Here is a 12,875-nt window from a genome sequence, read left to right as displayed (position 1 = left end):
GCTCCCCTTACTCAACTTGAGAGGTTGGGAAATGCTAATAAAAGAAACAAATAATGATGAACCAGAGCTTGAAGAACAAGAGAGCTTAGACCAACACCTACAACGCTTGTCTGAGCTTTCTGTCCAAGCACTTGAAGAGCTTGCTGAAATGATCGAAGTCAGGGACGATATTCCAGAGGAATAAACGTCGCTTCCTCATTAAGTTCCGTTAATAAGCCGAGACTGCCGTCCTACAGTCTCGGCTTATCTTATGTATTTCGAAGCCTGCCTCGTAAACAGATACAAAAACGCCCGCGTTCATTGCGGGCGTTTTGTTAGATTCGCAGTTTACGATTCAAACTCTTCAATCATCTCTTGTGCTTCAGTCTTAGGCTTATCCGTTTGACCAAAACCACGCAAGCCAACCACGTGTACGTGTTCGTGATCTTTAAACACCTTACGCACCAGTTTGTAGGTCGTACCTTTCTCTGGGCTGATGTTTTCAGGCGCCGCGATAAGAAGCTGCATATCCAGACGGTCGCACAATTCGAACAATGTCGCGATCGATTTCGCATCCAGACGCGCGGCTTCATCCAAGAAGAGCAGACGACAAGGCACAATGTCTTTGCTGCGTAGACGACGAGACTCTTCTTCCCAGCTTTGAACAACCATAAGAAGGATTGACTGACCGGTACCGATCGCTTCACCTGTTGATAGCGCGCCAGACTCAGCCTGTAGCCAACCATCTGTACCACGGTTCACTTCTACACTTAGCTCTAGGTAGTTACGGTAATCCAGTAGCTCTTCACCCAGAACTTGAGGTGAACGTTGACCCATATCGATGTGTGGGTTCACGCGTTGGAACAGTTTCGCCATTGCTTCAGAGAAGGTAAAGCGAGTCGATTCAAACAGGTCTTTATGCTGCTCTTGTTGTGTCGCTAGGCCGTTCAGTAGCACTTCGTGACTTTCGCGGATCTTCACGTTTAGACGTACGCCCTTCACCTGACCAAACGAGATGTTCGACAGGCCTTGGTTCAGCATACGAATACGGTTTTGCTCACGTTGAATCGTCTTCTTGATAATGCTCGCTACTGACTCAGAGCTGATCGCTAGACGGTTTTCACGTTGGGTTAGCTCTTCCGTTAGACGCGCCAGCTCGACTTCCATCTCTTCGATTGCTTCAACTGGGTCATCAGTACGGATGATATCCTGACGAATACGCTCACGAAGGTGTTGGTATACAGCAATATAGAACAGAACTTTACGCTCTGGACGTGCGTTATCTTCTGATAGACGCAGCGCATCACGCAGGTCGTCATTGTTCGCAACCGCTAGACGCAGCGCACCCAGTGATTTATCCGACATCGAACGCAGTTCATCCGCTGACATGTAAGCCAGTTCACGCTTGTGTAGACGACGCTCAACATCATTCTCACGCGCCAGACGAAGTACTGAACACCAGCCAGCTTTCGCAGCAACCACGAACGTACGCAGCTCAACGTATTCTTTCTGAACTTTCTTCAGACGTTTTGCCAAGCCTTTCATCTCTAGTTCAGTAGAGGTGATCGTGCGCTCGTATTCGCTCTTACGGCTGCGAGACGTGTGTAGACGCTCGTGCAATTCGTCACGACGACGCATTGCGCGCTCTTCTGCACCTTCGTCAGCGTTCACGCCAAACTCTTGAAGCTCTTGTTTGAACTCTTGAACCGTTTCCAGTTTCGCTTGGTGTGAACTCTTCAATGATGCCAATACTTGGTTGTATTGGTTCATTTGACCTTGCGATTGCTTCAACTCTTCACGAGAGCGAGTACGCATTTTTTCAGCTTGAACCAGTTTAGCTTTTAGCTGCTCACTCAGTTCGCTACTCTTGTTCAGTAGGTCTACTGAATCAGAGTAAGCGAAGTAGTGACGACGTTCAACGAGATCCGAGAGTGCAAAGATTTGCTTCTTAAGATCTTGTAGCCGCTCGTCTGCCGCTTTGTATTCTGCTTCTAGTGCATCGAATTGCTCTGGGTCAGCATCAAGTGCAGACACAATATTCTCTAATTGCGCGACGGCTTTTGCATGGTTGCTTAAGAAGTTCTTCGCCTCTGCAAGCTGAGCGATTTTCTCTTCTAGCTCATCAAAACGCGCTTGCAATGACTCATCTTCAACAAGCACCATGTGTGACGCTAGCTTGTCCAGAGAAGACAACGCTTGCTTGCTGGTTTGAAGCTGAGAACGTTGTTGTTGCTCTTTCGCATCTAGATCCGCCAGCACGCGAGCAATTTGGTTACGCTTATCACGAATAGTTGCCAGTGCTTGTTCTGGATCGGCGTCAAAAGCAACCTGAATGTGGTTAGACACAAATAGGTTAAACGCTTGGTACAAGCGCTGCATTTTCTGAGAATCAAACGCCGCTTTCGCGTGTTTCTCTACCACTTCTTCTCGTTCGTTACGCAGCAACTCTAGACGCTGCTCACGTGCCGCACGGCCAAACAATGGGATCTCAGGCAAGCGAGAGTAACGCATTTGGCGATCGTTCATACGAACGCAAACCGCGCCCTCTAACTCTTCTGCATCGAACGAGCTGTCATCAAAGGCATCGATGTCACCTTCAATGATGTACAAGTCTTCTGGACAGTCGTCTAGCTCTACCAGTTTCTCTTCGATGCCTGACAAGTCAGAAACAACGATAGCGTGACGAGCCGGACCGTACATCGCACTGAAGTAAGGCGCGTCATCAATCGTGATGTCATCGTAGATCTCAGACAGCAATACGCCGCCCAGTGTATCTGCCAAACCTTTCAGGCGAGGGTCATTTGAACCACCAGGAGAAGCAAGACGCTCAATCTCAGAGTCTAGCTGGCTACGGCGCTCAGCAAGCTTATCTTTAGCTAAAGACAGCTCCCTTTCTTGTTCAAGGACAACTTGCATGTGGTTCATTACCGCATGGCGATCCTCAAGCTCTTCACCGCTCTGCTCTCTCAGTTTCTCTAGCGCATCGTTCGCCGCAATCCAAGCTGGTGCTATTGCTTCAAGCTTACTGATTTCTGCCACCGCGTTTTGCTCTAGACGGCGCTGTTCACCACGCTGATCACGAACTTCTTCTTGAGCTATCTCTACTGATTCGATTTGCGTCGCATGACGTTCACGTTCTTGTTCAAACGTAACCTCATCGGTTAGTTCAACGTGATATTGCTTTTTGTATTCAGCAACCAGTTCACGTGCTTGACGCTGCTGGTTAAGGCTGCGTTCGAGATCACGGTGTTGTGCTCGCCATTGCTGTTCGTTTTGTGCGATTTGTTGTGACTCACGCGCTTTCGCAATTGCGGTTTTCGCATGTTCAGACGCGTCTTTGCGCTCAACTTGACCAACAATGCTTTGTACCAGTTTAAGCGCGGTTTCAAACTGCTCTGCCGCTGCAGAAGACATGTCCAGTTTGTGCTTAACCGATAGCAACGCATTGGTGCTTTCTGACTCTTTGTTCTTAAGCTCAGAGACAAGCGCTTGAGCCGATTCTGCCGTTAGGCTGTCATCGCCAAGTAGCTGCTTCGCTTTCTCCAGCGCTTGAACTGCTTGTTGATATTGAAGGGCGCGAGTTTGCTGAACGTCAAGAGCTTGCTGGTAATCAGCAAGTTGCGTCTTAAGGCTATCCACCTCTTCTTCTGCAACGGTAGCTTGCTCTTCAGCCATCATCACGCGTTCTTGCGCTTCTTCGACTACCATCATTTGTTCTTCAAGACGCTCGCTCAGCTCTTCAAGATCTTCTTGGTAGCGTTCGATCTTCTCTTGCTGACGCAGCGCGTTTTGCACCAGTTGCAAGTGATCAGAAGCCGCTTGGTAGTCTTGCTCTAAAGAAGATTCTGACTCGATCAGCAGTTCCAGCTCTTCTTGAACGCGGTTAAGCAGATTGTTTTGCTCAATCAAGGTCTCGCGAGAACCAAATAACTCTGAACGCAAAGACAATGTCTGTTCTAGTTTTTTACGGCGCTCGTTGGCATGGCGCATATAGTCCGCTGCCACGTAGTTGGTCGACTCTGTAATCAAGTGTTTGAACAAGTCACGGTCTGCTTGCGTGGTTTTGATCGCTTCTAGCGTCATGCGGTTTTCACGCAGTGCCGATTCCATATCTTGGAACGCTTTTTTCACGCCGCCGTTTTGTGGCAAAAGGTAGTCACGTAGCGAGCGGGTAATCGCACTTGAGATACCACCGTAAAGCGATGCTTCGATCAGGCGGTAGAATTTAGAACGGTCTCCAGAGTTACGCAGTTTCTTCGGAATCACACCGAATTCAAACATTTGCGCGTGGTAATCCACGATAGAAGAGAACGCTTTGAACTGAACGCCTTCAAATTCCGCGATCGATTCTTTTACTTCGTTGATTTGACGTACACGAGCTTGAGTCGCAGATACGCTTTCAACCAAAATATCCGTTGGTTTCACATGGCTTGGAAGACCTTGGATAACAAACGGTTTGATGTCTACTTTCTTATCACGACCCGCAACTTGCTGCAGTTTTACTGCAAACAATAAGCGTTGGTTACGTGAGTTCACCACGTCCAACGCCGCATAACATGCGCCCGGCTGTAGCTTACCGTACAAACCTTTGTCGCGAGACGATTGGCTGCTGCCTGCTTCTGTCGTGTTACGGAAGTGCAGTAGCGTTTGGTCAGGAATCAATGCGGTGATGAACGCCGCCATTGTGGTTGATTTACCTGCACCGTTACCACCTGATAGCGTGGTGACCAGACCATCGATGTCAAACGTACGGGCAAAGAAGCCGTTCCAGTTGACCATGGTCAGCGATTGGTATTTACCGCGTTCAATCATGCTCATGCTTCACCCTCTTCTGTTGTTTCTTCTTGGGCTTGGTCGTCTTGATCTTCTTCAGACAATAAGCTGCCTTGGCTTGGCTCTTTGGTGTGCACTACTGCTTCACCATCACGGATCAGACGCAGCTGCGCTTCACGCATGTCATCGCCAATACGTACATCGGCACCAAAGCGGAATACCGCTTCACTGATGCTGAATTTACCGGTTTCACCGATGTTGATGATCATGCCTAGGCGACGCAGACGACGAAGTGACGTACGTACTTTTTCAAACAGCTTTTCTTTATCAAGGTCAGAACCGGTAGCACGGTTCGTCACTAGCTTCATCAGCTTATTTTCATCTGCTAGAGCAAGCAGTTCGTCGTACAGCTCTTGGTTAGTGAAGATGCCTTCGTGCGCAAGACGCTCTGGGCTTAGGTAAAGGAAACACAGTACCTTACCCACCAGCATATCCAGTTCAGAAAGAACACTACGGCCAATCAGAGATGTTGAACGTGGACGAAGGTAGAAGAAACCTTCTGGCGCTTTCACCAATTCGGTGTTGTAGCGTTGGTAGAAAGAAGAAAGCTCAAGTTCGAAATCCGACAACAACGCGTGGTTGTCTAGATCTTCACTTGAGATATGACGCCCTGCTCGAAGCATGCTGTCTAGCGCTGGGAACAGAGGGTTAGAAATTGCTTTTGCCAGATTCTCTGACATGTATTCATTAGTATCGGTCGATGACATTCGCTTGTACCTTTGCCCCAAATTCGTTGATTGCTTTCCAGTCTGGTTGAATCGCTTGGTAATCCGATTCTGAATACCCTAGACGTACAGCTTGATCGACGATAATGCGAGCTAAATCAAAATGATGAGAGTAAGGGTGCTGTGCAAGGTAATCTCGCAGTACCACACTCAAATCGATTGGTGTGCCTTGATCTTTATGCGCTTTTAGCATGTCACCAATTCGTTCAGACAGCTCATCATTGACTTGTTGAAACTCTTCGTATTCTACTTCCATCGGAACTTGACCCGTGACCTCATCATCACGCAGTACTAGGGCCTCATCACGAAGGTCAGAAAGCCTCTCCGCATCTGCATAAGTCAGATACCAAGGCGCATCGAAGTAATCTTTGACGGATTGACGCAGACGCGAGCTAAACGCACGGTTCTTATCCATATCGATTGCAGTACGAATAAACTTGTGCACGTGTCGGTCGTAACCAATCCAAAGGTCGATCGCTTGCTGGCCCCAGCTTGTGATTCGGTCCAGCTTCATTTGCAGACCAAACAAGGCTTCTTCGATAAACTCCAGCTCAGGGTCACCGTAAACAATTTCTTGAATATCGAGGATCTGAGTTTGCAGTTCATCACTGGCGGCTTGCAGCGTATCTTGAAGTTCACGCAACGTGCTTGATGTTTCTGACAGAAGTGCTTCACAGTTGTTGATCGCTTCGCGCCAGTCTTTGTTAAGCAGGTCAGCAATCTGTTGTTTCACTGACTGTTGCTGCTCATCCATAACACGTTGGTTGAGGTCAATTTGATCGAAAATTTCGCCTACAGAATATTTTAAAACACCGTATACGTTTTTCTTCCAGTGACCCGGTGTGCCACCTTTTTGTGCTGCCTCAATCGCTTTCGCCATTTCATCCGCTACCATGGATAGCTGGATAGATAGACGCAGTTTTGAGAACTCACGATGACGCACGTAGTAGTCGGTTATTCCTATCGCTAATGGCGACAAGCGGTAAATGCTCGCTCCGTCAGTAATTTCACTGACAAAACGGCTCATAAGACGCTGCTTAACCATCTCGTTGATCGCATTGTTCGCACGAAAAGCGGAGGCTTCGCCGGTCTCATCAAATAGTCGAGTGACGATGGCAAATGCATCATGCAGTTCACCTTCACCCAGTTCTTCATCGAACCTTTCATTACTCAGTACGGCAATGGCTATCAAAAATGCCAATCGCTCTGTGGTCAGGTTCAACGAGAAATCGTGCTGCTTAACCCAGCCAACCAGCTCATCGATTGGTTGCTCTGCAGCATTGAGAGTCATCTCACTCATTGTTATTCCTGTTTATCGTTCTTTTTAGCCCACACATGAATGTAGCGGCCTAATGAGAGGTATGGCTCTTGTCGACAAAGTTGTTTTTCTAGCGCCAACACATCTTCAAACTCGTAATCACCCATGTATTCCATATTGCCTATGTAATCACTAAATGAGCGAATACCAGATTTGCCACAAATATTAAAACCTGAATTTTCTATCCACTGGTAGACTTCTTCAGGTTTTAAGCCTTTTTGCGGCTGTAGTTTAAATCTTTTTCGGTGAGGCATGCCGTCTAATATATGAGGAATGTTGCCACAAACCACGTTTTTATAGACTAAACCGTGGTGGTTGTAGAACATGACTGATGCGATGCCTCCCGGTTTTACTTGTTCTAGAACTGTTTCAAGTGCGGCCTTAGGATCAACAAGCCACTCCATCACAGCGTGGAACATAACCAGATCGACCTGTCCATCCATATGTTCACCGATGGATTGGACAGGCGAATGAATCAGGCGATACTGCTCAAGCAAACCGTTTTTTTCAATATCCTGCTTAGCCAACTGCAGCATTTCCGAAGATAGATCACATAAAGCGATTCGATGTCCGAGCTTAGCAAGCTTTTGCGACATTTGTGCCAAACCACCACCAGCGTCTAACACTTCTAGGGGTTGCTGGTCAGCATCTAATTCACTTAGAATCTGTAGAAAATCTTCCCACACAATGATTTGGCGGATCTCCCCTTTATCGGAGCCGTAAATATTTTTTGCAAATTTGTGGGCGATATCGTCGAAATTGCGGTCTTCTGTCACTTCTGCTGAGTTATCATAACGGATTGTGCCGCTATTCTGGCACAAGGAAAGCAGGAATAAAGAGGGATACCCTCATTTTTATTATCAATTGATGTTTTTTCGGACTATTTATGTATGTTTGAGCTGAAAAAAGTAGTGTCAGCCATGCTTATGCCCCTTCCGGCATTGCTGCTGATAGGCTTGTTGGGTCTTGCTCTCATTAGTTTTACTACAAAACGTAAAACTGGCTGCTTCGTTGTTCTATTCTCTTTTGTTGGCATTTTTCTTGTTGCCTTCCAACCTGTTTCAACCAAGCTTCTTATGCCGTTAGAGCGAGAGCATAAAGCCTTTTTGCCAGTTTCTGGCACCATCGACTACGTGATGGTTTTAGGGAATGGTCATGTTATCGATGACGAAATTCCACCCACCTCGCAGTTAAGCCGTGCAGCATTAATGCGCTTAACTGAGGGCATTCGTATTTTAAGAATGTATCCAGGCGCGAAATTAATCTTATCCGGCTATGCTGGCGGATCTGAAATTAGCCACGCGCGAATGATGGCGAACGTTGCCCTTGCGTTGGGAGTCGCGAAATCCGATATCATTTTATTAGAAGATGCGAAAGATACGTGGGAAGAGGCGCGTCAAGCGGCTGCATTCGTTCAACAAAAGGAAATTGTGTTAGTCACTTCTGCGAGTCACATGAGCCGTGCATTGTATGAGTTCAACGCAGCAGGCATTAAACCAATCCCAGCCCCGACCAACTTCTTAGCTATTAGCGAGATAAGTCAACCTTGGGATAAATACTCACCTAAAGCGCGTTACTTAGAACAAACAGAGCTTTATTGGCATGAGTACTTGGGCAGTATTTGGCAAAGGTTGCGTGATACTGTCGGCCAAACACCAATGGTTGAAGCAAACTAGTATTATCTTGAAGCCACAAAAAAGGAGAGCCGAAGCTCTCCTTTTTCTTTTTACGATTGAGTTATGTTCAAACTAGTCACCAGCAAACATATAGCCCTCGCCGTGTACCGTTACAAAAATCTGTGGGTTCTTAGGATCGAACTCCATTTTTGCGCGCATACGTCGAATAAGAACATCAATGGTGCGGTCATTCGGCGCATCCACTCGATGGCTGATCATGTTCAAAATACGCTCACGACTTAACACCTGGTTAGGGTAAGACGATAATGCCACCAAAAGTTCATACTCTGCTTTAGTTAGTTTTACTGGCTCACCGTTGCGGCTAAGTGCGCGACGTTGAATGTCGAATGTCCACTCCCCAAAGCGCACAATGTGCTCTTCACTGGTTTCATTCGCTTTCGAGCTGCCACTGCGCGCTGCTGAAATACGCCACAGCAAGTTTTTAACGCGAACTAACAGCTCTCTCAGTTCAAAAGGTTTTGTCACATAATCGTCAGCACCCATTTCTAGGCCTACGATTTTATCAATGCTATCCGTGCGTCCTGTTACTAATATGATACCAATATCCGATTGGCTACGTAACTCACGAGTAAGCATCAGGCCGTCTTCACCAGGCAGGTTAATATCCAGCATGATCAGGTCTACATCGCCCGCTTGCAAAACTTCACGCATTTCTGCGCCACTCTCTGCTTCGCTGACTTGGTAGCCCTCATTTTGGAAATACCCCGCAAGCTTACTACGAGTTACAACATCATCTTCTACGACTAATACGTGATAGCTCATTTACACCACTTTTCTGTCTTCTTATTATCCAAGACGTATTCTATTCATAACTAGTAACATTTCTAGTCATAGATACATTAAAACGCAAGATTTAGCGTTTTTATTGATTCAAAACAAGCTTGCCCATTGCTATTAATAAACGGTCATTTTTGACCATAAAACATAACAATTATAGTTACTGCTATTCATTTTAATTGATTACACTTAGGGGATATCCCTAATTGACTTTGTGATGCATGACTTGAAGCATCATTCAGGAGCCCAAAATGCAAGAAGTGAAAGCTTTTAATGAAAAACGCGCTGAAATTTACTGGTGGTTTTCGAGCTTGTTCGCAAAAGAACTAACAGAGAAAGAATTGGAAGCCTATCACAGTGTTGAAATTCGCAGTTTTCTCGCAGGTTTAGGTGAAAATGAGTCGCTGAAACCAGCTGTTGATAGCCTAGTTGATGCATTGAATCGGTTACAAGATCGTGAAGATGCACAACTAGAGCTTGCAGCTGACTTTTGTGAACTGTTTTTGAAGACAGAAAAATACGGCGCTCTTCCTTACGCATCCATGTACATTGGTGAATCAGGTTTACTGAATGACAAGCCAGCTGAGGAAATGGAAAAGTTGATGGCTGAATTTGGCGTTCAAGTAGACGAAAACCTAAAGGAACCTGCGGATCACTTAGCCGTTGAGCTCGACTTTCTCGGGAACATGATTATCCGCTCAAACGAGCTTGAACAAGAAAAACACATGGAAGAAGCCTTCGTTAAACAAAACGACTTTATCCAGCAACAATTGATGTCTTGGTTACCTCAGTTTTCAGACAAATGTAAAAAATTCGACGAATTTGGATTTTACTCGAGTGTCGCGAAACTATTAGTTGCATTTTGTAAACTAGACAGCGCCTACCTTCTTGGTGAATAATTGCCGCCTATTTTTAGGGAGCCTGCCTATCGGGCTTCCTGTATGCCTGAAAGTGACCAATTGTAAGTAACTTGGGTATAATATTCGTTTGCCTTAACTTAGCGCAAAGACGCTTGGTTATTTAGCAGTCAAAATGTGACTTCAAATACACAAATCTCTTGCTGAAAACATTGCTAGTCAGTCCACATAGGGCTAAAATGTGAGCGCAAACGATTAAATATGATTTATATGTAAACCGCTGAAATATAGCGGTTTTTGTGTTTTCTTAACAGGTTGATGGCAATTTCTCATCAGATAGAAAAAAGATAAAATTCATCGACCGATGCTGCTACGCACCCTTTTGTCGCACTTGGATCAACCGCTGCCGAGACACTTAGCGCCAATTTTAGATTGCTAGGTGTGAAACCACTAGAGCATCAGGTACATCCAATACGACATATTTCAGTAGCTCGATACAGGACACCATTTATGGCCACGATAAAAGACGTTGCTCGCTTAGCCGGCGTTTCCACTACGACAGTTTCGCACGTTATCAATAAAACGCGTTTCGTTGCAGAAGCAACGCAAGAAAAAGTAATGAAAGCCGTTGACGAGCTGAATTACGCGCCAAGTGCCGTTGCACGCAGCCTAAAATGCAACTCAACTCGTACGATTGGCATGTTAGTAACTCAATCAACTAACCTATTTTTCTCAGAAGTGATTGATGGCGTTGAGAGCTACTGTTACCGCCAAGGCTATACTCTGATTTTATGTAACACAGGCGGGATTTACGAAAAACAACGCGATTACATTCGTATGCTGGCTGAAAAGCGCGTTGATGGCATCCTTGTGATGTGTTCTGACTTAACCGAAGAACTAAAAGAGATGCTTGACCGTCATGCGGACATTCCTAAAGTGGTCATGGATTGGGGCCCAGAGAGCTCACAAGCAGACAAGATCATGGATAACTCAGAAGAAGGTGGCTACATTGCAACCAAACATCTGATTGACAATGGTCATACGGATATCGCTTGTCTAAGCGGTCATTTTGAAAAGCTTGCTTGCCAAGAGCGCATTGCAGGTTTCCGTCGCGCAATGAGCGAAGCGAACCTAGCTGTAAATGAAGACTGGATCCTTGAAGGTAACTTTGAATGTGATACGGCCGTATTAGTTGCAGATAAAATTACCGCAATGGACAAGCGCCCGACGGCGGTATTCTGTTTTAACGACACAATGGCTCTAGGCCTAATGAGCCGCTTGCAACAAAACGGGATCAAAATTCCTGAAGATATTTCAGTGATCGGCTACGACAACATCGAGCTTGCGGAATACTTCTCTCCACCGCTAACGACTATCCACCAACCTAAACGTCGTGTTGGTAAAAATGCATTCGAAATTCTACTTGAGCGTATCAAAGATAAAGAACACGAAAAACGAATTTTCGAAATGCAACCTGAGCTTGTAATTCGAAATACTGTGAAAAAAATGAACTAAATTTCACTGTATTTAACCGTGTTAAATAAGCGCTCTACAGGGGCGCTTATTTTTTTGGAAAAATTAAGCATTCTCTAATACTTCACACTGCTCTAATAACAATTGACTAACGTTAACTCCCTGTTTTATATAAATGTAATATATATTAAGAACTCCTTTTCAAAGGCCAATTTGCACCTTTCCATATGCAAAATAGAGCATTCAATCTATCATTTTTATTGAACCAAAATCACACTTTTAACGCTAAACCGTGATGTTAATTCAATATAAGAAGTATGCTCATTGTGTCACGCACAGGGCAAACCATTCGAAAGAGTGGGACGCAAAGCCTCCGGCCTGAACCATATTACGATATGGAAGGTAGCGGGGTTACCGATGGCAAGTGTGTAAGCAATGACTTTACTCTGTAATGACATTGTTTTTACGCATGTTTGCTACTCTCTCGGACCTGACTTTTGGTGGCGTAATATTAATTACACCGAGATAACAAAACATGGATAAACCGATACTCAAAGACTCTATGAAGCTATTTGAGGCACTTGGTAATATCAAGTCGCGCTCAATGTTTGGTGGCTTCGGACTATTCGCTGATGAAACAATGTTTGCACTAGTGGTAAACAATCAGCTTCATATCAGAGCAGACCAAAAAACTTCATCTGACTTCGAGAAACAAGGGCTAAAGCCTTACGTTTATAAAAAACGTGGCTTCCCAGTCGTTACAAAGTACTACGCTATTTCCAGCGATTTATGGGAATCAAGCGAACGCTTAATCGAAGTAGCGAATCAATCATTGAAAAAGGCAAAGCTTGAGAAAGAACAGCAAGCAAGTACAAAGCCTAACCGTTTGAAAGATTTGCCTAACTTACGACTGGCTACCGAGCGCATGCTAAAAAAAGCCGGCATCGAATCCGTAGAGAAGCTTGAAGAGGAAGGTGCGCTTAACGCCTATAAAGCGATAAGAGATACGCACTCTGCAACCGTCAACATTGAGTTGCTATGGGCACTAGAAGGTGCTATCAACGGCACTCATTGGAGTGTGGTACCTCAAGCTCGCCGAGATGAGTTGATGAACGGCCTCCAATAAAAGTCGGCCTAAAAACTATCTTGTAAAACCGCAGTCTAATCTGCGGTTTTTTTGTGAAATTTTTTCGGTTTTCCTACTGTCTTATTACAT

10 protein-coding genes and 1 riboswitch are annotated in these 12,875 nt (G+C 45.4%); of the genes, 5 read left to right on the top strand and 5 right to left on the bottom strand.

Annotated elements, in window-relative coordinates; genetic code table 11:
- The first annotated feature begins 31 nt into the window (after positions 1–31).
- Positions 32–184 carry a hypothetical protein gene (locus R7F67_RS09665; RefSeq protein WP_005378381.1) on the top strand — a complete coding sequence of 51 codons (153 nt, stop codon included), beginning with the start codon at positions 32–34 and terminating at the stop codon, positions 182–184.
- Positions 185–327: 143 nt separating this feature from the next.
- Here the strand turns inward: R7F67_RS09665 and mukB are convergent, their stop codons facing one another.
- Genes mukB through cmoM form a run of 4 tightly spaced genes read right to left on the bottom strand, consistent with a single transcriptional unit; the run spans position 328 to position 7,631 of the window.
- A complete protein-coding gene (gene mukB, locus R7F67_RS09660; protein ID WP_047100904.1) occupies positions 328–4,791 on the bottom strand; it encodes a chromosome partition protein MukB in 4,464 nt (1,487 codons plus the stop codon).
- 2 nt (positions 4,792–4,793) lie between these two features.
- Positions 4,794–5,519, bottom strand: a complete 726-nt coding sequence (mukE, locus tag R7F67_RS09655; protein ID WP_005378379.1) for a chromosome partition protein MukE — start codon at positions 5,517–5,519, stop codon at positions 4,794–4,796.
- On the bottom strand, positions 5,500–6,837 hold the full coding sequence (gene mukF, locus R7F67_RS09650; RefSeq protein ID WP_047100840.1) for a chromosome partition protein MukF: 1,338 nt from the start codon (positions 6,835–6,837) through the stop codon (positions 5,500–5,502). The genes mukE and mukF overlap by 20 nt, the downstream gene beginning before the upstream one ends.
- Positions 6,838–6,839: 2 nt before the next feature.
- On the bottom strand, positions 6,840–7,631 hold the full coding sequence (cmoM, locus tag R7F67_RS09645; RefSeq protein ID WP_025766915.1) for a tRNA uridine 5-oxyacetic acid(34) methyltransferase CmoM: 792 nt from the start codon (positions 7,629–7,631) through the stop codon (positions 6,840–6,842).
- Positions 7,632–7,745: 114 nt separating this feature from the next.
- Between cmoM and elyC the strand changes: the two genes are divergently transcribed.
- On the top strand, positions 7,746–8,531 hold the full coding sequence (gene elyC, locus R7F67_RS09640; protein WP_005387893.1) for an envelope biogenesis factor ElyC: 786 nt from the start codon (positions 7,746–7,748) through the stop codon (positions 8,529–8,531).
- Positions 8,532–8,603: 72 nt separating this feature from the next.
- Here the strand turns inward: elyC and torR are convergent, their stop codons facing one another.
- The gene (gene torR / locus R7F67_RS09635) at positions 8,604–9,314 is read right to left on the bottom strand and encodes a two-component system response regulator TorR (protein ID WP_005378370.1); all 711 of its coding nucleotides are present in this window, start codon (positions 9,312–9,314) and stop codon (positions 8,604–8,606) included.
- A 266-nt stretch (positions 9,315–9,580) separates the two neighbouring features.
- On the opposite strand from torR, the gene torD reads away from it, so the two are divergent.
- The 3 genes from torD to R7F67_RS09620 all read left to right on the top strand — a co-directional run bounded on the left by torD (position 9,581) and on the right by R7F67_RS09620 (position 12,785).
- A complete protein-coding gene (gene torD, locus R7F67_RS09630; RefSeq protein WP_005378369.1) occupies positions 9,581–10,228 on the top strand; it encodes a molecular chaperone TorD in 648 nt (215 codons plus the stop codon).
- A gap of 468 nt (positions 10,229–10,696) precedes the next feature.
- The gene (purR, locus tag R7F67_RS09625) at positions 10,697–11,701 is read left to right on the top strand and encodes an HTH-type transcriptional repressor PurR (protein WP_005378368.1); all 1,005 of its coding nucleotides are present in this window, start codon (positions 10,697–10,699) and stop codon (positions 11,699–11,701) included.
- Between the two features lie 287 nt (positions 11,702–11,988).
- Positions 11,989–12,078, top strand: a riboswitch (cyclic di-GMP riboswitch).
- Positions 12,079–12,194: 116 nt separating this feature from the next.
- The gene (locus R7F67_RS09620) at positions 12,195–12,785 is read left to right on the top strand and encodes a TfoX/Sxy family DNA transformation protein (RefSeq protein WP_005378367.1); all 591 of its coding nucleotides are present in this window, start codon (positions 12,195–12,197) and stop codon (positions 12,783–12,785) included.
- Positions 12,786–12,875 lie beyond the last annotated feature (90 nt).

Origin of the sequence: Vibrio sp. YT-17 (genome assembly GCF_033337375.1) — a bacterium.
GTDB classification, from domain to species: domain Bacteria; phylum Pseudomonadota; class Gammaproteobacteria; order Enterobacterales; family Vibrionaceae; genus Vibrio; species Vibrio alginolyticus.
Note: the sequence above shows the minus strand (reverse complement) of the source record. Positions and strands in the feature narration are given on the sequence as shown.